Source organism: Streptomyces sp. NBC_00209, assembly GCF_045206345.1.
In the GTDB taxonomy this organism is placed as follows: Bacteria; Actinomycetota; Actinomycetes; order Streptomycetales; family Streptomycetaceae; genus Streptomyces.
The window spans coordinates 3,568,740-3,590,173 of sequence record NZ_CP108121.1; the positions used below are offsets into that span (position 1 = coordinate 3,568,740).

A 21,434-nucleotide genomic window follows, 5' to 3' on the forward strand; every position below is an offset into this window, starting at 1 on the left:
CTGGACGACCTGCCTCTATCCCAGGCTGTGGAAAACCGTTTGTCCACAGGCTGGCGGTGCCTGTAGCCAAAATGCGCTCGCGACCGAACAATCGGTAGGTGAGGCACGCCACACCTGTGCTTCACGCTGTTTTCGATATATCACCATATGTCGACACCCCTCGATGCTCGGAGGTGCCTGTCATGACGGTCCAAGAGCTGCCCGGTGCGGCCGCCTACCGGCCCACGCCGCCCCCGGCCTGGAAGCCGCTGACCGATCCCGCGCCGCTGCTCCCGGACCCGGAGCCGTACCGGGTCCTCGGTACGGACGCGGTGGCTGACGCCGACCCCGAGCTGCTGCTGCGGCTCTACGCGGAGCTGGTGCGCGGGCGGCGGTACAACGTCCAGGCGACGGCCCTGACGAAGCAGGGCCGACTGGCGGTCTACCCGTCGAGCACGGGCCAGGAGGCGTGCGAGATCGCGGCCGCCCTGGTCCTTGAGGAGCGGGACTGGCTCTTCCCCAGCTACCGCGACACGCTCGCGGCGGTGGCCCGGGGGCTCGACCCGGTCGAGGCGCTGACGCTGCTGCGGGGTGACCGGCACACCGGCTACGACCCGCGTACGCACCGCATCGCCCCGCTCTGCACCCCGCTCGCCACCCAGTTGCCGCATGCCGTGGGCCTGGCCCACGCGGCGCGGCTGAAGGGCGACGACGTGGTCGCGCTGGCGATGGTCGGCGACGGCGGCACCAGTGAGGGCGATTTCCACGAGGCGCTGAATTTCGCGGCGGTCTGGAAGGCCCCGGTGGTCTTCCTCGTGCAGAACAACGGCTTCGCCATCTCCGTACCGCTGGCCAAGCAGACGGCGGCGCCGTCCCTGGCCCACAAGGCCGTGGGGTACGGCATGCCCGGCCGGCTGGTCGACGGAAACGACGCGGCGGCGGTGCACCAGGTGCTCTCCGAGGCGGTTGCCCGGGCCAGGAGCGGTGGCGGTCCGACGCTGGTCGAGGCGGTCACGTACCGCATGGACGCCCATACGAACGCCGATGACGCGACCCGCTACCGCGGCGACAGCGAGGTCGAGGCGTGGCGGGACCACGACCCCGTCCAGCTCATGGAGCGCGAACTGACCGGGCGCGGCCTGCTCGATGACGAGGGGGTGGAAGAGGCGCGGACGGCCGCCGAGCGGATGGCGGCGGCGCTCCGGGAGCGGATGAACGCGGACCCGGTGCTCGACCCGATGGACCTCTTCACCCATGTGTACGCGGAGCAGACGGCGCAGTTGCGGGAGCAGGCGGCCCGGCTGCGCCAGGAGCTGGCCGCGGAGAACGACCAGCACGGCACGGAAGACGGGGGAACGGCGCGATGACCACGGCAGCGGTGACGGCCGGGGAGCGGACGGCGAAGGCCAAGCCCGCCACCATGGCGCAGGCGCTGGGTCGCGCGCTGCGCGACTCGATGGCCGAGGACCCCACGGTGCACGTCCTCGGGGAGGACGTCGGGACGCTCGGCGGGGTCTTCCGGATCACCGACGGCCTGGCGAAGGAGTTCGGCGACGAGCGCTGTACGGACACCCCCCTAGCAGAGGCGGGCATCCTCGGGGCCGCGGTCGGCATGGCGATGTACGGGCTGCGGCCCGTGGTCGAGATGCAGTTCGACGCGTTCGCGTACCCGGCGTTCGAGCAGCTCGTCAGCCATGTCGCCAAGATGCGGAACCGGACCGGCGGCGCGATGCCGCTCCCGATCACCGTCCGGGTGCCCTACGGCGGCGGCATCGGGGGCGTCGAGCACCACAGCGACTCCTCGGAGGCGTACTACATGGCGACCCCCGGTCTCCATGTCGTCACCCCGGCCACGGTCGAGGACGCGTACGGGCTGCTGCGGGCCTCGATCGCCTCGGACGACCCCGTGGTCTTCCTGGAGCCGAAGCGGCTGTACTGGTCGAAGGCCGACTGGTCGCCGGAGCACCCCACCGCCGTGGAGCCCATCGGCCGCGCGGTCTTGCGCCGCCCCGGCCGCAGCGCGACCCTGATCACCTACGGGCCGTCCCTGCCGGTCTGCATGGAGGCCGCGCAGGCGGCGGTCGAAGAGGGCTGGGACCTCGAAGTGGTCGACCTGCGCTCCCTGGTGCCGTTCGATGACGAGACCGTCGCCGCCTCGGTCCGCCGCACCGGGCGCGCGGTCGTCGTCCACGAGTCCACCGGCTTCGGCGGGCCCGGCGGCGAGATCGCGGCCCGGATCACCGAGCAGTGCTTCCACCACCTGGAGGCGCCGGTGCTGCGGGTCGCCGGGTTCGACATCCCGTATCCGCCGCCGATGCAGGAGCGGCACCACCTTCCCGGTGTGGACCGGGTCCTCGACGCCGTCGCGCGGCTCCAGTGGGAGGCGGACAACTGATGCCTCAGGTTCTTGAGTTCAGGCTTCCGGATCTCGGCGAGGGGCTGACCGAGGCGGAGATCGTGCGCTGGCTGGTGGAGGTCGGGGACGTCGTCGCCATCGACCAGCCGGTGGTCGAGGTCGAGACGGCCAAGGCGATGGTCGAGGTGCCCTGCCCGTACGGGGGTGTGGTGACGGCCCGCTTCGGCGACGAGGGTGCCGAGCTTCCGGTGGGGGCGCCGCTGCTGACCGTGGCCGTCGGATCGCCCGTGGAATCCGCCGCGGGCGGTGCGGACGCGGATTCCGGTACGGAGGATTCCGGGTCCGGGAACGTGCTGGTGGGGTACGGGACCGGGGCGCCGCCGGTGCGGCGCCGGCGGGTCCGGCCGGAAGGGCTGAAGGCCGCGGTCGCCGTGTCCGTGGCGTCCGTCGAGGCTGCGGCCCAGGCCCCTGCCCCGGCCCTCGTGCCCGTCCCCGACCCCGCGCCCGGGCCGGTCGCGGTCGTGTCCCCGCTGGTTCGCAGGCTCGCGCGGCAGCACGATCTGGATCTGCGCCGGCTCGCCGGGTCGGGGCCCGACGGGCTGATCCTGCGCGCCGACGTCGAGTCCGCGATCCGGTCGGCCGCCGAGGCGCCTGTCCCGGAGCCCGCCGCTTCCTCCTCCCCCACGGGTGAGCGGGTCGCGCTGCGCGGCGTACGGGGAGCGGTCGCCGACAAGCTGTCCCGCAGCCGGCGGGAGATCCCCGACGCCACCTGCTGGGTCGACGCCGATGCGACCGCGCTGATGGCCGCGCGCGCCGCGATGAACGGGGCCGCCGGGGCCGGTGCGGCCAAGGTGTCGGTGCTCGCCCTCCTCGCCCGCATCTGCACGGCGGCCCTGGCCCGCCACCCGGAGCTGAACTCCACGGTGGACCAGGAGGCGCGCGAGATCGTTCGGCTGCCGCAGGTCCACCTCGGATTCGCGGCGCAGACCGACCGGGGCCTGGTCGTCCCCGTCGTACGGGACGCCCACGCCCGCACCACGGAGTCGATCGGCGCCGAGATCGCCCGGCTGACCGAGGCGGCCAGAACGGGCACGCTGAAGCCGGCCGAGCTGACCGGCGGCACGTTCACGCTCAACAACTACGGGGTCTTCGGGGTGGACGGTTCGACGCCGATCATCAACCACCCCGAGGCCGCGATGCTGGGCGTCGGCCGGATCGTCCCCAAGCCGTGGGTGTACGAGGGCGAGCTCGCCGTGCGTCAGGTCGTCCAGCTGTCCCTGACCTTCGATCACCGGGTCTGCGACGGCGGCACCGCCGGGGGCTTCCTGCGGTACGTGGCGGACTGCGTGGAGCAGCCGGCGTTGCTGCTGCGGAGCGTGTAGGGGCGGCGCGGGGCCCGGCCGCCCGGGCCCCGCATACTCGGGGCATGACCGCCTACGACGCCATCGTTCTCGCCGGAGGGGCCGCCAAGCGGCTGGGCGGTGCCGACAAGCCCGCCGTGCGGGTGGGCGGCCGTCCGCTCCTCGACCGGGTCCTCGCCGCCTGCTCCGGTGCCGGGACCACCGTGGTGGTGGGGGGCCGGCGGCCCACCGCGCGGGCGGTGACCTGGGCGCGGGAAGTCCCTCCCGGTGGTGGCCCGTTGGCCGCGCTGGGCGCCGGGGTCCGGCATACCTCGGCGGAGCGGGTGCTCGTGCTCTCCGCCGATCTGCCGTTCCTGGGCGCCGATACGGTCGCGGCCCTGCTGGACGCCTCGGGGCGGGAGGGCGTCGAGGGTGCTCTGTGCTCCGACGAGGGCGGGCGCGACCAGCCGCTCGTCGCCGTCTACCGGGGCGAGCCGCTCCGTCGCGAACTGGCCTGTCTCGCCGCCGAGCACGGGGGCCTGGGCGGCCTGCCGCTGAGGCTGCTCACGCAGGAGCTGACGCTTTACCGGGTGGCGGTGGGCCCCCTCGCCTCGTTCGACTGCGACACCTGGGAGGACATCGCTTCGGCCCGGGCCCGGATCAGAGAACATGGGACGGTGCTGGACGAATGGATCACCGCAGTCAAGGAAGAACTCGGCATCGACCTCGACGTCGACACCGGCCTCCTGCTCGACCTCGCCCGTGACGCCGCCCATGGGGTAGCCCGGCCCGCCGCGCCCCTGACGACCTTCCTGGTCGGATACGCGGCGGCGAAGGCGAGCGGCGACGGCGGAGGACCCGAGGCCGTGGCGGAGGCCGCCCGCAAGGCGACCGCGCTCGCGCTCCGGTGGGCGGACGAGAACGAGACACCGTGACGGGGTCCGGGGGACCCGGGGGCGACCCGCGCGCCGTCGCGGAGACACACGTCGCCTCCGAGCCGAAGGAGCGGGCCGACGAGGAGCGGGCCGACGAGGAGCGGGCCGTCACCCAGGCACTGGCCCTCGTAAGCCGGCCGTCGGCCCGCGACGCGGAGCCCACGCCGGCGAACGCGCCGTCCGACTGGCTCACCAGCCTCCACGACGATGGGCCGGACGCCCCGGCCCCCGGTGAGCGGGGCCACGCCCCCGCCGCGCAGGCCGGCGGCGCTCCCCGGTTGCCCGGCGAGCCGGGCAACCGCCCCGCCGAGCCGTCGGAGCCCGGGCCCGGCGGCGGCCCGCTGAGCCGCGCCGGCCGCACGGACCAGCCGGAAAGTCACGGTTCCGACGCATCCTTCTCGCGGCCCGACGTCTCCCCCGCCGGTGCCCGGCCCAGCTCCCGGTCCGACGTACCCCGGCACGCAGCGGTCTCCTGGCCTGCGGCCCGGGCCGTCGCCGCCCGGGCCGGGCAGTGTGGTGCCGTGCGTGCCGAATGGCTCGGGCTCGGGATGGCGCTGGGGCGGGTCCTGGGGGAGCCGTTGGCCGCGCTCACCGACTTGCCGTCCTTTGATACCTCGGCCATGGACGGGTGGGCCGTCGCCGGGCCCGGGCCCTGGCGCATCCGGGGCGGCGGCATCCTCGCCGGACACGGCACGCCCGCCCCGCTGCTCGACGGGGAGGCCGTGCGGATCGCCACGGGCGCCCGTATCCCCGCCGAGGTCACCGCCGTCATCCGCAGCGAGCACGCGCACGCCGACGAGGCCAAGGGGCTGTTGTACGCGCAGCGGTCCGTGAGCCAGGGTCAGGACATCCGGCCGCGCGGCCAGGAGTGCCGGTCGGGGGAGATCCTGCTCCCCGCGGGCACGGTCGTCACGCCCGCCGTCCTCGGACTGGCCGCGGCCGCCGGGTACGACGAGTTGCCCGTCCGCACCCGGCCGCGCGTCGACGTCCTGGTGCTGGGCGACGAACTGCTCACCGCCGGGCTGCCGCACGACGGGCTGATCCGCGATGCGCTGGGCCCCATGATCGGGCCCTGGGTGCACGCGCTCGGCGCCGAGGTCTCGCCACCGCAGCGCCTCGGCGACGGCGCGGAGGCCCTGGGGAAGGCGCTCACCGGCTCCCAGGCCGACCTGATCATCACGACCGGAGGCACCGCCGCCGGGCCCGTCGACCATGTCCACCGCGTCCTCGACCGGATCGGGGCCGAGCTCCTGGTCGACGGGGTCGCCGTGCGTCCCGGCCATCCGATGCTGCTGGCCCGGCTCCCCTCCGACGGGCCCTGGCTCGTCGGGCTGCCCGGCAACCCCCTGGCCGCCGTCTCCGGACTGCTCACCCTGGCCGGGCCGCTCCTCGGCGGACTGGCCGGCCGCACCCCCGATGACCCCTACCGGGTGGCCGTGCGCGACGATATGCACGGGCATCCGTACGACACCCGGTTGGTGCCCGTGGTCCACCGGGCGGCCGGAGAACCCGGAACCGCAGGCGGGGCGGAGCACGTCGTACCACTGCACTACAACGGTCCCGCCATGCTGCGCGGGATCGCCGCCGCGGACGGGTTGGCCGTCGTGGAGCCGGGCGGGGTACGGTCCGGCACCGAGGTTGAGATCCTCGATCTACCGTGGGCCCCGGCGACGCCGTGGACTGAAGGGTGTTTCACGTGAAACTTCCCGGCCAAGACGCGATGGCCAGGCGGGCGGACGAACAGGTCGTCCCCACCCGCGTGATGCTTCCGCGCCGGGTCGTGGCCGGGCCGGCGCGCCAGGTCGCCAAGCGGCTGATGATGGCTCTGATGGTGCTGGCCATCACCGTGTTCATCGTCTGGATCGACCGGGTCGGCTACCACGACGCGGCCGATGGCAGGGTCGACCTGCTGGACTCGGTGTACTACGCGACGGTCACCCTCTCCACCACCGGATACGGCGACATCACCCCGTACAGCGACGGGGCCCGTCTCATCAATGTGGTGCTCGTGACACCGCTGCGCGTGCTCTTCCTCATCATCCTGGTCGGCACCACCCTTGAGGTCCTCACGGAGCGGACCCGGGAGGACTTCCGGCTGAAGCGTTGGAGAACCAACTTGCGTGACCACACTGTCGTCGTCGGGTTCGGCACGAAGGGCCGCTCGGCCATCCAGACCCTGTGCGCCACCGGGCTGAGCAAGGAACAGATCGTCATCGTGGATCCGGCGTCCAAGGTGATAGAGATCGCCAACGCCGAGGGCTTCACGGGTGTCCTCGGGGATGCCACGCGCAGCGATGTGCTGCTGCGGGCCGAGCTCCAGAAGGCCCGTCAGGTCATCATCGCCACCCAGCGCGACGACACCGCGGTGCTGGTCGCGCTGACCGCCCGCCAGCTCAACCGCGGCGCGAAGATCGTGGCCGCGGTCCGCGAGGAGGAGAACGCCCCGCTGCTGCGGCAGTCCGGTGCGGACGCCGTCATCACCAGCGCGAGTGCGGCGGGCCGGCTGCTCGGCCTCTCCGTGCTCAGCCCCAGCGCGGGCACGGTCATGGAGGACCTCATCCAACAGGGCAGCGGCCTCGATCTGGTCGAACGGCCGGTGATAAAGAGCGAGGTCGGCAAGAACGTGCGGGAGACCGACGACCTCGTCGTCAACGTGCTGCGGGGCCACCGGCTCCTCGGCTACGACGACCCGGCGGCGAGCCCCTTGCAGCTGACGGACCGCCTGATCACCATCGTCCGCGCCTCGAACGAGCCGCCCAGCTACCCGCCGCACCAGGGCATCCCGCGTTCCTGAGACCGCCCCGCCCACGGAGTAGCCTCGCGGCCATGCATGCGATCACGATCCCCGAACCCGGTGGCCCCGAGGCGCTCGTGTGGGCCGAGGTGCCCGATCCCGTCCCCGGCGAGGGCGAGGTCCTCGTCGACGTCGCGGCCAGTGCGGTCAACCGGGCCGATGTGCTCCAGCGCCAGGGCTTCTACGACCCGCCGCCGGGAGCGTCCCCCTACCCGGGCCTGGAGTGCTCCGGCCGCGTTTCGGCCCTCGGGCCCGGGGTCACCGGCTGGGCCGTCGGCGACGAGGTGTGCGCGCTCCTCGCGGGCGGCGGTTACGCGGAGAAGGTCGCCGTCCCGGCGGGCCAGCTCCTCCCCGTACCCAAGGGGCTGGACCTCGTGCAGGCCGCGGCGCTGCCCGAGGTGACGGCCACGGTCTGGTCCAACGTGTTCATGGTGGCCCACCTCCGGCCCGCCGAGACCCTGTTGGTGCACGGCGGGTCCAGCGGCATCGGCACGATGGCGATCCAGCTCGCCAAGGCCGTCGGTGCACGGGTCGCCGTCACGGCCGGCAGCCCCGACAAGCTGGCGCGCTGCGCAGAGCTGGGCGCGGACATCCTGATCGACTACCACGAGCAGGACTTCGTGGAGGAGATCCGCGAGACCACGGCCGGGGCGGGCGCGGACGTCATCCTCGACATCATGGGCGCGAAGTACCTCGACCGGAACGTGCAGGCGCTCGCCGTCAACGGCCGGCTCGCGATCATCGGGCTCCAGGGCGGGGCCAAGGGTGAGCTGAACCTCGGCATGCTGCTCAACAAGCGGGCGGCCGTCACGGCGACCTCGCTGCGCGGGCGCCCGCTCGCCGAGAAGGCGGCGATCGTCGCGGCCGTCCGCGAGCACGTCTGGCCGCTCATCGAGGAGGGCGTCGTGAAGCCGGTGGTCGACCGCACGGTGCCGATGCCGGACGCGGCCGAGGGCCACCGCGTCATGGAGTCCAGCACCCACATCGGCAAGGTGCTGCTCCAGCCGCCGGCGACCGCCTGAGCACACGCGTACGGAAGGGGCCCGGCACACCATGGTGTGCCGGGCCCCTCGTGCGTGGTCGGTTACAGGTACGGACCCGAGCGGACCGGGCCGTGCGGGTCCATGCCGTCGTCCTCCTCCGGGCCGCTACCGGGCGGCAGGGCGCGGCGCATCTGCTCCAACTGGGCGCGGGCCGCCATCTGCTGGGCGAACAGCGCGGTCTGGATGCCGTGGAACAGGCCCTCCAGCCAGCCCACCAGCTGGGCCTGGGCGATCCGCAGCTCCGCCTCGGAGGGGACCGAGTCCTCGGTGAACGGCAGGGAAAGCCGCTCCAGCTCCTCCACCAGCTCCGGCGCGAGGCCGTCCTCCAGCTCCTTGACGGAACCGGCGTGGATCTCCTTGAGCCGCACCCGGCTCGCCTCGTCGAGAGGAGCGGCCCTGACCTCCTCCAGGAGCTGCTTGATCATGCTGCCGATCCGCATGACCTTCGCGGGCTGCTCGACCATCTCCGTCACCGGGACCTCCCGCGACTCGTCGTCCGTGCCACCGCCGCCGATCGCCATTCCGTCCTGCCCCACTACGAGGACCTGGGGGTGCTCCTGCGACCGTTCATTCCTCGGCATCTCCATGCCGCCATTGTCTCGCACACACGGTGTTCAACACTGTGGTGCCCCCGGAAACGGTTGATCCACCGCATCCGGGGGCACCGAACGGTCCTACGGCTCAGCCGGCCCGCCTCGCCAGGGCCACCCGTGAGCGGGTGAAGACCGCCGCGAGGCCGCCCGCCAGCAGCGGTACCGCCACGGCCAGCAGGCCGATGGTCGCCCAGGGCAGCACGATCGGCGTGTACGCGGACTCCATGGGGTCTTCCCGCATGTACTCCATCGCCTTGCGCAGATCGACCAGCCGCAGGGCCACCGCGGGCACCAGACCCGCCGCCGTCCCGAGCAGCACCCCGGTCAGCGCCACCACCAGGCACTGGAATCCGGAGAGCGACCGCCGCACGCGCGGGGCCGCGCCGACCGCGCTGAGCGTGGTGAGGTCGGCCTCCGCGTCCGCCTTGGCCAGACCGGTCGTGATCGCGGCCGCGCCCACCGTCACCACCCCGGCGAACAGGGTGAGGATCAGCAGGATCGCGCTGCCCCGGTCGTTGGGCCCGGAGTTGCTCTGCACCCAGAGCCCGCCCCCGGCCTGGTCGATGGCCGCGTTGACCCGCTGGCTCTCCGCGTCCGTGGGCTCGTGGCCGACGGCGTACACACTGCCCAGGGGCCGCGTGTGCAGGCCGAGGCGTTCCGCGGTCCGCTGCGGGAGGATCATGCGGAGACCGGGCGTCGCGGCGTACGCGGGCTTCGCGACGTACACCTTCAGCCGGTCCGTCGTCTTCCGGGCGGGCCCGGGGTGCAGCTTGCGGTTCTTCTTGTCCTTGGCGTTGTACGTGTGGACGGCCTTGAGGGTGACCTCGCCGTTCTCCGCGTACGCCTCGTTGAGCAGGACCGGGGTGCCGGCCTTCAGGGCGGCCACCGCCGCCGGGTCGTCCAGCTTCACGTACGTGTCGAGCAGTGCCGCGTCACCGACGACGATGTTGTCGTCGGTGAAGGTCCCGGTGGAGGTGTGCACGTCCACGCAGGCGGGCGTCCGCATCATCGCGCGGTGCTCGTCGGTGGAGAGCCGCGTGGCCAGCTCCTTGGCGCCCTTGGTGTCGAGCGGGCAGGTGTGGCCCCTGCCGGCGGGCTTGACCAGCGAGAGGGAGCCGCAGCCGCCGTTCTCGTCCTCGTAGTAGACGTTGCAGTCGCTGCCCGCCCAGACCCGGGAGATGTCGGCCCGGCGGCCGGTCACCGCCATGTCGTGCTCGACGGCGGCGCGGGCCGCCGGAAGCCGCTCGGTGGCCTCGGGGTCGCCGGCCGCCAGGGCGATCGTGCCCTTGGTCAGCATCGGCAGGTAGGCGTAGTCGGACTCGGCCAGGCTGCTGGACATGTACGTTGCGATGGCGACGGAGCCCGCGACCGCGGCCATGACGGCGGCCACCGCCGGAGCGGTACGGCCCCGGTTGCGGGCCGCGTCCCGCAGCGCCATCCGGGGCGAGAGCGGAAGCCTGCGCCCGAGCCGGCCCAGCAGCCCGACGATCACCGGGATACAGGCCAGCAGGCCCAGCTCGGCGACGACCGAGCCGCCGGCGACCAGCATGGAGTTGCCGCCGGTGCCCCCGTACACGGCGATGAGCACACCGAGCGCGAGCACGCAGGCGCCCGTGATCGGCAGAACCCGGGAGCTGCGGCGCACCCCGCGCCGGCCGGTCAGCGACTCCAGCACGGACTGCCGGCCGGCCACGATCGCCGGGGCGAACGCCGCCAGCAGGCCGGTGACCAGACCGAGCACGGCGATGACCAGGAGCTCGGCGGGACGCAGCGCGAGGGAGCCGAAGCGGTGGCCTGCCCAGCCCTCGATCAGCGGCCGGAACACCACCGTCAGCACCAGGCCGGTCACGACACCGGCGACCGCGCCGACACCGCCGAGGACGAGACCGCCCCCGAGGACCACGGCACGGACCTGGCTCCGGTCACCGCCGCACGTGCCGAGCAGGCCCAGCTGGCGCCGGGAGCGGCGGGCGCCCACGGCGAACGCGGGTCCGGCCAGCAGCACGACCTCCAGGAGCGCCATCGCGACGACGGTGATCAGCGCGGTGCTGGTCTCGTCGGACGTGAAGCTGCGGTCGGCGGCGTACTGCGGGTTCGACCGGAGCAGCGGGATCTCGGAGTCGGGCGGCGGGTTCTCGAAGACCTGCCGGGAGGTGACGAGGGCACCGGCCTTGTTGGCGGCCAGCACGTCGTGCCAGACGATCCCGGCCCCCTCGACCAGCCACCGCGTCTCGCCCGGCTGGGGCGCAGGCACCTTCTTGTCGCGCCCGGCCAGGGCCGCCCAGGGGGCGATCACCGCGCCCGGTTCCGCGTACAGCGCCTTCGAGTCCAGGTCGGCGGGCAGCTCCACCGCACCGGTGATCGTGTACTTCTTGCCGGAGGTCGTCACCGTGACGTCGGAGCCCACATGCAGGCCCGCCGACTCCAGGAACGCCTCGGTGGCCACCAGCTCGCCCGTGGAGCGCGGGAACGCACCCCCGACGAGGTCGATCCGCCCCCGGGCCATCCGGTCCGAGGTCCTGAACTCGGTGATCTCGGTGCTCGCGATGCCGTACGAGGTGGTGACGGTCGCGGACACGGACTGCTCGCTGAGCGCCCGTACGCCCTTCGGGAACACGGTGCGCATGTCGACCGGCTTCGGCTCCTCGGAGGGCTCCTTGCCGCTCGCCCTGTCGTACATGTCGCCGTCGGGCATCTGCTGGATCGGCCCCAGGCCGACATCGCTGTACACCGCGTCGGCCGCGCCGATCTCGGCCGTCAGCTCCTCGGCCGGGCTCAGCTCCGCGCTGCGGTACGTGATGTCGGCGGCCGTCACCCCGAGGACCGGCAGCGCGATCATCGCGACCACCAGGGCGCTGCGGCCCTTGGCCCGCAGGGCGTCGCGGCGGGCTATCCGGAGGGCGGCGCGCCACCCCGTGAAGACGCTCACTCGGCTCCCCCGGCGGCCAGCAGCGAATCGGCCCCGGCCGTCAGCGTCTGGTCCACGATCGAACCGTCCCGCAGGAAGACGACCCGGTCCGCCCAGGCCGCGTAGCGCGGTTCGTGCGTGACCATCACCCCGGCCGCGCCCTGGTCGCAGCGGTTGCGCAGGAGCGCGAGGACGGCCTCGCCGGTCTCGGAGTCGAGCGCCCCGGTCGGCTCGTCGGCGAGGACCAGGCGCCGGTCGCCCACCAGCGCGCGGGCGATGGCGACGCGCTGCTGCTGGCCGCCGGACATCTCGTCCGGGAAGCGGTCCGCGATCTCCAGGAGGTTCATCTCCTCCAGCGCGGCGCGGGCCTCCTTGCGGGCCTTGCGGACCGAGACGCCGTCGAGCTCGCGGGGCAGGGCGATGTTCTCGGCGGCGGTCAGGGCGGGGATCAGGTTGTAGTCCTGGAAGACGTAGCCGACGCTGCGGCGGCGCAGGGCGGCGAGGCCCTTGCGGCCGAGCGCGGAGATGTCCTGGCCCTCGATGATCACCTGGCCGCCGCTGGCGATGTCGAGACCGCCGGCGAGGGTGAGCAGGGTGGACTTGCCGGAGCCGGACGGGCCCATGACGGCGACGAGCTCACCGGCGTGCACCGACAGGCTGATACCGCGCAGCGCCTGCACCTCGGCGATGCCGGTGCCGTGGGTGCGGGTGAGCGAGCGGAGTTCGAGCACCGGTGCGTCCACCGGCAGGGGCGGGGCGGACGGAGACGGGACGTGCAGGGACATGGTTCCCTCTCGGAACGGTGGATGTAGAGGGCGCCGGACTCAGCGGCGCGTGCGGGACCGGGCGGACGACCGGGCGGCGGTGCGGGCGGCCGGGCCCGGGGGCGGGCCCTCGTCCGGCTCCGTGGCGGCGGCCTCGGCGAGGCGGATCAGCCGGGCCTCGCAGTGGTCAAGCCAGCGCGCCTCGGCCTCGGCCTGGAAGATCAGCTGCTCCACGACGAGCAGCCACGCCACCTCGTCGCGGTTGGCGGGGGCCTGGGCGAGGGACTGCGCCTTGAGGCGCGTGTAGTCCTGCATGGCCTTCACCGTGTGGTGGCGCTGGGCCTGAATGACGGCCCTGATGTCGACGCCGGGCGCCCCGACCGCCATGGCCAGTTTGATGGCCAGCTCGTCACGGGGCGGGTTGCTGCGGTCGACCGGCGTCCCGAACCAGGTGCGCAGCTCGGTGCGCCCGGCGTCGCTGATCGAGTAGAGGGCGTGGCCTTGGTCGTCCTCGCCGTCCTGGGCGACCAGGCCGTCGCGCTCCAGCCTGCTCAGCGTCGTGTACACCTGCCCGACGTTGAGCGGCCAGGTGGAGCCGGTGCGCGACTCGAATTCGGTGCGGAGCTGGGAGCCGTAACGCGGCCCGCGCTCCAGGAGGGCGAGGAGCCCGTGACGGATCGACATACTGAGTATGTATACCGAGTATGTTGATCACCGCAAGTCGTCGGGGCGGTGGTTCGGAGGGAGGGCCGTACGTCAGCGGGCCCGGCGCATCCGCAGCGCGAGGAAGCCGAGACCGAGCCCGACCAGGGCGATTCCCGCGCCGAGCGACAGGTGCTGGACCCGCCGCACGGTCGTTCCGCTCAGGGCCTGCCGACCCGCGGGCGGGGGATCGCGGAAGTCGGCCGGGTCGGGGGTGAAGACCGGCACGACGGCGGATTCGGAGGGCGAGGGCCGCGGTTCCCGGTCCTCCAGCGCGTCCTGCCGGGCCACCTCGGCGGCCGAGCGCCCGGGCCGCTGCCGCCCCGCCCCGGCGGGCCACCCGGCCAGCGGGGACTGCATCTCTCCGGCGTGCGGCGAACCGGTGGCCGTGGGGGAGGGAGAGGGCGGCCCCGAGGCGTCCGGAGCCGCCGCCCCCAGGGTCGCGGCCGCCGTCAGCGCCAGGCAGGCCACGCCCCGAGAGGAGCGCGCGCGGAGCTGTCCCGAAGCCATGCGGTCACCGTCACACGCGACGGCACGACCGGCATCCCGGGTGAGGCGTACGGATGGCGGCCCGCCCGCGAACTACGCGGGGTCCCCCGTAGCGATCTCCAGCTCGAAGTGCGCGCCGGTCTCCGAAACCGCGGCTCCGGACGACGGGAACTGATTGATGACCTGGTCCTCCGCGTACGCGTTGCCCGGGACCTTCTTCACCTTGAGCGTCCAGCCCGCCGCGTCCGCGCAGGCGCGCACCGAGAGGATGTCCTTGTAGATGAAGTTCGGGGCGTCGACCTTCTGCGGGTCGTCGGTGTCCTCCGGCGCGTCCGTGCACTTCTCGGTCTCCATCGTCCGGTTCCGCTCCGGATCGCGGTGGTCGCCGGACGGGGACTCGGTGGCCTTGGCGTCCGCGCCGCCCTTGTCGTCGCCGTTGAGCGCGATGACCGTGATCAGGCCGCCGATCGCGACCAGCGCGACGACGATCGCGCTGACGATCACGGGCATGTTCCGCTTGGAACCGCCGCCCGAGGCGGGGGACGTCGTCGTCTGCGGGGAGACCGTGTACGGCGAGGGTGTCCGGTGCTGAAGCGGCGCCGGGCTCTGGTAGGCCGGGGCGGGCGTCTGCGGGTAGCCGTACGACGGGTTGGTGGCCGGGGCCGGCGTCGCCGGGCCGTACGGGCCGGGGGACTGGTACGGCCCCGGCTGGTACGGCGTCTGGACGCTGTGCGGGGCCGGCGCGGACTGGTCGACGGGCGGGAAGACCGCCGAGCCGACGCCGGAGCCGCTGCTGGCCGGCATGCTGCCGTCGCCGACGATCACCGGGGCGCCGGTGTGACCGCTCGCGCTCAGCACGCGGGCGATCTCGTCCTGCATGGCCGCCGCGCTCGGGAAGCGCTCGTTCGGGTTCTTCTTGAGCGCGCGGGCGACGAGGGCGTCCATCGCGGGCGTCAGCGAGCGGTTGATCGTGGACGGGGCGACCGGCTCCTCCTGCACATGCGCGTACGCGATGGCGAGCGGGGAGTCCGCGTCGAAGGGGAGACGGCCGGTCAGTAGCTGGAAGAGCATGATGCCGACCGAGTACAGGTCGGAGCGCGCGTCGACGCCGCGGCCGAGGGCCTGCTCGGGGGAGAGGTACTGCGGGGTGCCGACGACCATGCCGGTCTGCGTCATCGACGTCACGCCCGACTGCATGGCGCGGGCGATGCCGAAGTCCATGACCTTCACGATGCCGCGCTTGGTCACCATGACGTTGCCCGGCTTGATGTCGCGGTGCACCAGGCCCATCTCGTGGCTGGTGTCGAGCGCGGCCAGCACGTCCGAGGTCACCTTGAGCGCCTTGTCGGCCGGCATGGCGCCCTGGGAGCGGATGTCCGCCGCGAGCACGGAGCCGAGCGGCTGCCCCTCGACGTACTCCATGACGATGTACGGCATCAGCGCGCCGCCGAGCTCGTCCTCGCCCGTGTCGAACACCGAGACGATGTTGGTGTGCTGGAGCTTGGCGACGGCCTGGGCCTCGCGGCGGAAGCGCTCGCGGAACGACTGCTCGCGGCCCAGTTCGGTGTGGAGTGTCTTGATCGCGACCTGCCGGTCGAGGGCGGAGTCGTACGCCAGGTATACGGACGCCATCCCGCCTTCGCCGAGCAGGTCGCGCAGCTGGTAGCGGCCGCCGGCGACGGACCCGCCCGCGTAACGACCCTGCGAACCGTGTCCGCCGTCGTGGCTCATGACTTGCTTCCCCCTCGGCGCGCGACTCCCGGGAACTCGGCGCGCGACTCACGCGATCATCCGTAATTACTGGCCAAGTCTGCCGCAGGGGTACGACACGTCAAGCCGGGTGCCCGTTCCGTGACCGTACGCGCTGGAAGCGTCTCGGAAGCGTTACAGGATCAGCATGGAATTTGCGTCGGCGGCGCGCCAGCCGATTGGATGGCCGGTCCGGCGCCGAATCGGCTTGTCCTATCGAGGCTGTAGCGTGACGGGGCAATGCGGCCGGCAGCGCAGCCGGCGACGCAGCAAGGCACCGTGAGACCCCGCGGGCGCGCGGACGCGCGGACGGACGCGGACAGATACGACGGCGAGGACTGATGGCACCCGAACCCGAAGCAAACGGCGGCGGCGTTCCGGATGGCACCGATTCCTGGGGCAACGGCGCGGTCGTCGGCGACGGACGCTACCGGCTGACCCACCGGCTCGGCCGGGGCGGCATGGCCGAGGTGTTCGCGGCGGAGGACGTCCGGCTCGGGCGCACCGTCGCGGTGAAGCTGCTGCGCTCCGACCTCGCCGAGGACCCGGTCTCCAAGGCCCGCTTCACGCGCGAGGCGCAGTCGGTCGCCGGGCTCAACCACCACGCGGTCGTCGCCGTGTACGACTCCGGCGAGGACACCGTCGCCGGCCAGACCGTCCCGTACATCGTGATGGAGCTGGTCGAGGGCCGCACCATCCGCGACCTGCTGATCAGCGCCGAGGCCCCGCCGCCGGAGCAGGCCCTGATCATCGTCTCCGGGGTCCTGGAGGCGCTGGCCTACTCGCACCAGCACGGCATCGTGCACCGCGACATCAAGCCCGCCAACGTGATCATCACGCACTCCGGCGCGGTCAAGGTGATGGACTTCGGCATCGCCCGCGCGCTGCACGGCGCGCAGTCCACGATGACGCAGACCGGCATGGTCATGGGCACGCCGCAGTACCTCTCCCCCGAGCAGGCGCTCGGCAAGGCCGTCGACCACCGCTCCGACCTGTACGCCACCGGCTGCCTGCTGTACGAACTGCTGGCGCTGCGGCCCCCGTTCACGGGCGAGACGCCGCTGTCCGTGGTCTACCAGCACGTCCAGGACACCCCGGTCCCGCCGTCGAACATCCTGGACTCGGTGCCGCCGGAGCTGGACGGGCTCGTCATGCGCTCGCTGGCGAAGGACCCGGACGACCGCTTCCAGAGCGCCGAGGAGATGCGCGGCCTGGTCCAGTACGGCCTGCAGATGCTCCAGGTGCAGGGCGGCCACACCGGTACGTGGAACACCGGCCCGGTCGTGCTGAACGAGGGCGCGGGCACCCCGCCCGGCGGCATGGCCGGCGCCACCCGCGCCATGGGCGGCTACCCGCAGCACGGGGACACCTCGCAGGCGCCGATCCTGCCGCCGATGAACCCGGACGACGGGGGTTACGACGGCGGCAGCACCCGGCAGGGCGGCGGCGGCCGCGGCAAGCTGTGGCTGTTCGTCGTGCTCGCCCTGATCGCGATCGGCGCGGGCGTGGCCATCGCGCTCAACGCGGCGAGCGGGAGCGGCCAGAAGCACGAGAAGCAGCCCACGGAGACCTCCAGCACGCCGACGCCGACGGAGGACTCCCCCACCCCGACCCCCGATGACACCGAGGACGACACCCAGCAGCCGGGCGACAGCACCGGCGGCGACTGGGACGACGACACCTGGTCGCCGTCGCCCACGCCGAGCGAGACCTCCGAGTCCCCGACCGCCTCCTCGCCCCAGCCCGGCACGGGCGGCGCGGACAACGGCGGCGCGGACGGCGGTGACGGCGGCAACGGCTCCGGCGGGAACGGCGGCAACGGTTCCGGCAACGGCGGCACGGGGAACACCGGCGACACCGGTACGACCACCGAGGGCGGCAACACCGGCACCAGCGAGGGCGGTAACACGGGTACCAGCGAGGGCACCGACGCCGGGACGAGCGAGGGCGCGGCAGAAGGCTCGGAGGGCGCCCCGGGCGGCGTCGCCGAAGGCGCCTCCGCCGGAACGACGGCGGGCACGGCGGGTACGGGCACGGGCAACTGAGCCCTCCTCACCCCGTGAAGGCCGCGCGCACCGCCTCGTACTCACGGGTCCACCAGACCGCCAGGGCCGACACCGCGGGGAACTGCGGGTCGGCCCTCCGGTCGTCCAGGCAGTAGCGCCAGCGCAGTATCCAGAAGTCGTTGAGCCGCTCCCACCAGACCCGGTGCACCGCCGCCGCCAGCTCCGCCGGGTCCGCCCCGGCCGCCCGCCGGTAGGCCCGGGCGTAGGCGCGGACCTTCGCCAGGTCCAGCGCCCCGGCCGGCTGGACGAAGAAGATCGCGGCCGCGCGGACCGCCTCCTCCGCCCGGGGCTGGACGGCCAGCCGGTCCCAGTCCAGGATCGCGACCGGGTCGGCGCCCCGGTAGAGCACGTTGAGCGGGTGGAAGTCGCCGTGCACCCAGCCGGTCGCGGGCGCCCCCGGGTCGGGCGGCCGGCGGTCGGCGTACCGTTCCAGCAGGGTGCGCCGTTCGCGCAGCCGGTGCTCGGCGAGCTCGTCGAAGGCGTCCCGGCCGGCGCGTCCGCGCGCGGCGGCGAGCAGGTCGCCGATCAGCGCGAAGGTGTCGGCCGCCTCGGGGCTCGCGTAACCGGGCGGAGGCCCGCCGCCGGTCCCCGTATCGCGCTCGGATCCCATGACCTGCTCAAGACCGGTGTGTACGGCTCCGAGGAGCGTCCCGAGACGTGTCGACTGGGCGAGGGTGAGCTGGGCGCCGCCCCGGTGCAGGCCGTCGACCCAGGGGTGGAGGGCGTAGCAGCGGCCGGCGATCTCGGTGACGGTCTCGCCGTCGCGGGCCCGGACGGGCGGGGCGACGGGCACGCCGAGTAACTGGAGGCGCCGGGTCGCGCGGTGCTGGCGGACGATGGTGGCGCGCTCGCGGGTGGTGTCGTCCGAGTGGTGCTTGAGGAAGTACGAGCCCCGCGTGGTGGACACCCGGTAACCATGGTTGAGCAGGCCCTGGGAGAGCGGGGTGCAGCTGAGCGGCGCACCGGCGCCCGGGTAACGGCGAAGCACCTCGCCGACCGGTGGAACCGGCGGGGAGGCGACAGATGAGCGCGACACGCATCAGATGTTAGATCACGCTGCGTTGCGGATCTGCCGGCTTGCGTGGAAGTCCAGGGTGTGCACCGTGACGAAGTGAGGTTCGAGCCAGAGGTACGAGGGGGCGAACGGCTCGCCGTTGACCTCGACGGGCGCCGGTCCGAAGCGCTCGCGCTGGGCGGGGGTCGGCTCCACGACCCGCGCGGGCCCGGTGAACTGCACGGACCACAGGTCCTCGGTGCCCACCGGGGCGGTGTTGAAGTTGTCCGCGCCGTAGGCCACGACCGCGCCGTCGCAGGCGCCGTGGTGGCCGAGCCCGCTGTGCATGCGCAGCACGACGCGCCCGTCGATGACGATGTGCCGGGCCACCGTCAGCATCGGGAGGGCCCGCATGCTGGTCGCCAGCCGGCCGTAGGGGACCCGGCCGAGCAGGTCGATCGCGTGGAGTTCCTCGGTGCACATGCCTTCCACTGTCGGTCAGGGCATGTGGGCGGGATAAGAGGCCGGGGCCCCCGTTTCTCCGGGACCAAAGTCCCCTCAGCGCTTCTCCGCCTGGAGCCGTGCCACATAGGCGGCGGCCTGCGAGCGGCGCTCCATGCCCAGCTTGGACAGCAGGCTGGACACGTAGTTCTTGATCGTCTTCTCGGCGAGGTGCAGTCGTTCGCCGATCACGCGGTTGGTCAGCCCCTCGCCGATCAGGTCCAGGATCTTGCGCTCCTGGTCCGTGAGGTTCGCCAGCTTCTCGTCGTCCCGCCCGCGCTTCCCGTCGCGCAGCCGCTCCAGCACGCGCGCGGTCGCGACCGGGTCCAGCAGCGACTTCCCCTCCGCCACGTCCCGTACCGCCGCCAGCAGCTCGTTGCCCCGGATCGCCTTGAGGACATAGCCCGAGGCGCCCGCCATGATCGCGTCGAACAGCGCCTCGTCGTCGGCGTACGAGGTGAGCATCAGGCAGTGGACGGACTCGTCCCGCGAGCGGATCTCCCGGCAGACCTCCACCCCGCTGCCGTCCGGCAGCCGTACGTCGAGCACGGCCACATCGGGACGGACCGCCGGAATCCGTACCAGCGCGTCGGCCGCCGTACCGGCCTCGCCGACCACCTCGATGTCGTCCTCCATCGCGAGCAGCTCATGCACCCCGCGCCGGACTACTTCATGATCATCGAGTAGGAATACAGTGATTTTTCCTTTTTCGCGCACAATCGCAGTCTCACACACTCACCTCTTCCCTGCCGCTGCCGGGCGGGATAACGTGCCGTTGTTCCGGCGGCCTGCGAGGCTGTGATCAGTGCTGTGACCAGCGAGAGTTCCCGAATTCCTCGATTTACTTGGATATCCAAGCAAAATCGCAGGTCAGGGAGGGTTTCGCAGTTACGGGACACACTGGGTAACGTGCCTTGGACAGGGCGCTCGCCGGGGCACCTGTCACGCCTGTTCCCGGACCGAGCGGCACCCACCCCGTGCACGGGTACGGACACAGGCGAGCCGCACTGGTCTCCCGGCAGACCCCGGGGGCCGGACCGACGGAGGAGCACGCACGTGACCGTGGAGAGCACTGCTGCCGCGCGTAAACCGCGACGCAGCAGCAAGCGGACCAGCGCCGCGAAAACGCCCGCGAAGACGCCGGAGGGTTCGACGCCCGAGCTCGTACAGCTGCTGACGCCCGAGGGCGAGCGCGTCGAGCACCCGGACTACTCGATCGACCTGAGCGCGGACGAGCTGCGCGGCCTGTACCGGGACATGGTCCTCACCCGCCGCTTCGACGCCGAGGCCACCGCCCTCCAGCGTCAGGGCGAGCTGGGCCTGTGGGCCTCGCTGCTGGGCCAGGAGGCCGCCCAGATCGGTTCGGGCCGGGCCCTGCGCGACGACGACTACGTCTTCCCGACCTACCGCGAGCACGGTGTGGCCTGGTGCCGGGGCGTCGACCCGACCAATCTGCTCGGGATGTTCCGCGGTGTGAACCACGGCGGCTGGGACCCGAACAGCAACAACTTCCACCTCTACACGATCGTCATCGGCTCGCAGACCCTGCACGCCACGGGTTACGCCATGGGCGTGGCCAAGGACGGCGCGGACTCGGCCGTCATCGCGTACTTCGGCGACGGCGCCTCCAGCCAGGGCGACGTGGCGGAGGCGTTCACCTTCTCCGCCGTCTACAACGCCCCGGTCGTCTTCTTCTGCCAGAACAACCAGTGGGCGATCTCCGAGCCCACCGAGAAGCAGACCCGGGTGCCGCTCTACCAGCGCGCCCAGGGCTTCGGCTTCCCCGGCGTCCGCGTCGACGGCAACGACGTCCTGGCCTGCCTGGCCGTCACGCGCTCCGCCCTGGAGCGGGCCCGGAGCGGCGAGGGCCCGACCCTGGTCGAGGCGTTCACGTACCGCATGGGCGCGCACACCACCTCGGACGACCCGACGAAGTACCGGGCCGACGAGGAGCGCGCCGCCTGGGAGGCGAAGGACCCGATCCTGCGCCTGCGCACGTACCTGGAGAAGCAGGGCGCGGCCGACGAGGCGTTCTTCACCGCCCTGGACGAGGAGAGCGAGGCCCTCGGCAAGCGCGTCCGCGAGGCCGTACGGGCGATGCCCGACCCGGACCGGATGGCGATCTTCGACCACGCCTACGCCGACGGGAGCCCGCTCGTCGACGAGGAGCGCGCCGAGTTCGCCGCCTACCAGGCATCGTTCGCCGAGGAGGGCAAGTAAC

General features: G+C 72.9%; 18 protein-coding genes. 9 read left to right on the top strand and 9 right to left on the bottom strand.

The window, feature by feature from the left end; translation table 11 throughout:
• The first annotated feature begins 182 nt into the window (after positions 1-182).
• The 7 genes from pdhA (OG867_RS16115) to OG867_RS16145 are packed head-to-tail and all read left to right on the top strand — an operon-like array spanning position 183 to position 8,426.
• Positions 183-1,346 carry a pyruvate dehydrogenase (acetyl-transferring) E1 component subunit alpha gene (gene pdhA, locus OG867_RS16115; RefSeq protein WP_406286070.1) on the top strand — a complete coding sequence of 388 codons (1,164 nt, stop codon included), beginning with the start codon at positions 183-185 and terminating at the stop codon, positions 1,344-1,346.
• Entirely contained in the window at positions 1,343-2,374 is a 1,032-nt protein-coding gene (locus OG867_RS16120; RefSeq protein ID WP_406286073.1) for an alpha-ketoacid dehydrogenase subunit beta, read from the top strand. The genes pdhA (OG867_RS16115) and OG867_RS16120 overlap by 4 nt, the downstream gene beginning before the upstream one ends.
• A complete protein-coding gene (locus OG867_RS16125) occupies positions 2,374-3,717 on the top strand; it encodes a dihydrolipoamide acetyltransferase family protein (protein WP_406286075.1) in 1,344 nt (447 codons plus the stop codon). The genes OG867_RS16120 and OG867_RS16125 overlap by 1 nt, the downstream gene beginning before the upstream one ends.
• 44 nt (positions 3,718-3,761) lie before the next feature.
• Positions 3,762-4,610 (top strand): NTP transferase domain-containing protein, encoded by an 849-nt coding sequence (locus OG867_RS16130; RefSeq protein WP_406286077.1) that lies wholly within the window; start codon positions 3,762-3,764, stop codon positions 4,608-4,610.
• Complete coding sequence (locus OG867_RS16135) at positions 4,607-6,310, top strand: molybdopterin molybdotransferase MoeA (protein ID WP_406286079.1); 1,704 nt, start codon at positions 4,607-4,609, stop codon at positions 6,308-6,310. Before OG867_RS16130 ends, OG867_RS16135 begins: the two co-directional genes overlap by 4 nt.
• Before the next feature lie 20 nt (positions 6,311-6,330).
• Positions 6,331-7,404: a potassium channel family protein gene (locus tag OG867_RS16140; protein ID WP_328904388.1), complete on the top strand. Its 1,074-nt coding sequence runs from the start codon at positions 6,331-6,333 to the stop codon at positions 7,402-7,404.
• A gap of 32 nt (positions 7,405-7,436) precedes the next feature.
• Entirely contained in the window at positions 7,437-8,426 is a 990-nt protein-coding gene (locus tag OG867_RS16145) for an NAD(P)H-quinone oxidoreductase (RefSeq protein ID WP_406286081.1), read from the top strand.
• A gap of 62 nt (positions 8,427-8,488) precedes the next feature.
• On the opposite strand, the gene OG867_RS16150 is transcribed toward OG867_RS16145, so the two are convergent.
• The 6 genes from OG867_RS16150 to OG867_RS16175 form a co-directional block, all read right to left on the bottom strand.
• Positions 8,489-9,034 carry a bacterial proteasome activator family protein gene (locus tag OG867_RS16150; protein WP_328901116.1) on the bottom strand — a complete coding sequence of 182 codons (546 nt, stop codon included), beginning with the start codon at positions 9,032-9,034 and terminating at the stop codon, positions 8,489-8,491.
• 94 nt (positions 9,035-9,128) lie between these two features.
• Positions 9,129-11,969 carry an FtsX-like permease family protein gene (locus OG867_RS16155; protein WP_406286084.1) on the bottom strand — a complete coding sequence of 947 codons (2,841 nt, stop codon included), beginning with the start codon at positions 11,967-11,969 and terminating at the stop codon, positions 9,129-9,131.
• Complete coding sequence (locus tag OG867_RS16160) at positions 11,966-12,733, bottom strand: ABC transporter ATP-binding protein (protein ID WP_328901114.1); 768 nt, start codon at positions 12,731-12,733, stop codon at positions 11,966-11,968. Before OG867_RS16160 ends, OG867_RS16155 begins: the two co-directional genes overlap by 4 nt.
• 39 nt (positions 12,734-12,772) lie before the next feature.
• The gene (locus OG867_RS16165; protein ID WP_328901113.1) at positions 12,773-13,396 is read right to left on the bottom strand and encodes a PadR family transcriptional regulator; all 624 of its coding nucleotides are present in this window, start codon (positions 13,394-13,396) and stop codon (positions 12,773-12,775) included.
• Positions 13,397-13,468: 72 nt separating this feature from the next.
• Positions 13,469-13,924 (bottom strand): hypothetical protein, encoded by a 456-nt coding sequence (locus OG867_RS16170; protein ID WP_328901112.1) that lies wholly within the window; start codon positions 13,922-13,924, stop codon positions 13,469-13,471.
• A 72-nt stretch (positions 13,925-13,996) separates the two neighbouring features.
• On the bottom strand, positions 13,997-15,634 hold the full coding sequence (locus OG867_RS16175; protein ID WP_328901111.1) for a protein kinase domain-containing protein: 1,638 nt from the start codon (positions 15,632-15,634) through the stop codon (positions 13,997-13,999).
• 359 nt (positions 15,635-15,993) lie between these two features.
• Between OG867_RS16175 and OG867_RS16180 the strand changes: the two genes are divergently transcribed.
• Positions 15,994-17,697 carry a protein kinase domain-containing protein gene (locus tag OG867_RS16180; RefSeq protein WP_406286087.1) on the top strand — a complete coding sequence of 568 codons (1,704 nt, stop codon included), beginning with the start codon at positions 15,994-15,996 and terminating at the stop codon, positions 17,695-17,697.
• A gap of 7 nt (positions 17,698-17,704) precedes the next feature.
• Here the strand turns inward: OG867_RS16180 and OG867_RS16185 are convergent, their stop codons facing one another.
• The 3 genes from OG867_RS16185 to OG867_RS16195 form a co-directional block, all read right to left on the bottom strand.
• Complete coding sequence (locus tag OG867_RS16185) at positions 17,705-18,706, bottom strand: phosphotransferase (protein ID WP_406290981.1); 1,002 nt, start codon at positions 18,704-18,706, stop codon at positions 17,705-17,707.
• Between the two features lie 63 nt (positions 18,707-18,769).
• The gene (locus OG867_RS16190) at positions 18,770-19,195 is read right to left on the bottom strand and encodes a pyridoxamine 5'-phosphate oxidase family protein (RefSeq protein ID WP_328901109.1); all 426 of its coding nucleotides are present in this window, start codon (positions 19,193-19,195) and stop codon (positions 18,770-18,772) included.
• Positions 19,196-19,270: 75 nt separating this feature from the next.
• A complete protein-coding gene (locus OG867_RS16195; protein WP_328901108.1) occupies positions 19,271-19,930 on the bottom strand; it encodes a response regulator transcription factor in 660 nt (219 codons plus the stop codon).
• Positions 19,931-20,269: 339 nt separating this feature from the next.
• Between OG867_RS16195 and pdhA (OG867_RS16200) the strand changes: the two genes are divergently transcribed.
• On the top strand, positions 20,270-21,433 hold the full coding sequence (gene pdhA / locus OG867_RS16200; RefSeq protein ID WP_406286089.1) for a pyruvate dehydrogenase (acetyl-transferring) E1 component subunit alpha: 1,164 nt from the start codon (positions 20,270-20,272) through the stop codon (positions 21,431-21,433).
• The last annotated feature ends 1 nt before the right edge of the window (position 21,434 follow it).

Coding starts and splice junctions, on each gene's coding strand:
- OG867_RS16180 (WP_406286087.1), top strand. CDS start 15,994: ATGGCACCCGAACCCGAAGCAAACGGCGGCGGCGTTCCGGATGGCACC.
- OG867_RS16190 (WP_328901109.1), bottom strand. CDS start 19,195: ATGTGCACCGAGGAACTCCACGCGATCGACCTGCTCGGCCGGGTCCCC.
- OG867_RS16140 (WP_328904388.1), top strand. CDS start 6,331: ATGGCCAGGCGGGCGGACGAACAGGTCGTCCCCACCCGCGTGATGCTT.
- OG867_RS16130 (WP_406286077.1), top strand. CDS start 3,762: ATGACCGCCTACGACGCCATCGTTCTCGCCGGAGGGGCCGCCAAGCGG.
- OG867_RS16145 (WP_406286081.1), top strand. CDS start 7,437: ATGCATGCGATCACGATCCCCGAACCCGGTGGCCCCGAGGCGCTCGTG.
- OG867_RS16120 (WP_406286073.1), top strand. CDS start 1,343: ATGACCACGGCAGCGGTGACGGCCGGGGAGCGGACGGCGAAGGCCAAG.
- OG867_RS16175 (WP_328901111.1), bottom strand. CDS start 15,634: ATGAGCCACGACGGCGGACACGGTTCGCAGGGTCGTTACGCGGGCGGG.
- OG867_RS16165 (WP_328901113.1), bottom strand. CDS start 13,396: ATGTCGATCCGTCACGGGCTCCTCGCCCTCCTGGAGCGCGGGCCGCGT.
- OG867_RS16160 (WP_328901114.1), bottom strand. CDS start 12,733: ATGTCCCTGCACGTCCCGTCTCCGTCCGCCCCGCCCCTGCCGGTGGAC.
- OG867_RS16125 (WP_406286075.1), top strand. CDS start 2,374: ATGCCTCAGGTTCTTGAGTTCAGGCTTCCGGATCTCGGCGAGGGGCTG.
- OG867_RS16150 (WP_328901116.1), bottom strand. CDS start 9,034: ATGGAGATGCCGAGGAATGAACGGTCGCAGGAGCACCCCCAGGTCCTC.
- pdhA (WP_406286070.1), top strand. CDS start 183: ATGACGGTCCAAGAGCTGCCCGGTGCGGCCGCCTACCGGCCCACGCCG.
- OG867_RS16170 (WP_328901112.1), bottom strand. CDS start 13,924: ATGGCTTCGGGACAGCTCCGCGCGCGCTCCTCTCGGGGCGTGGCCTGC.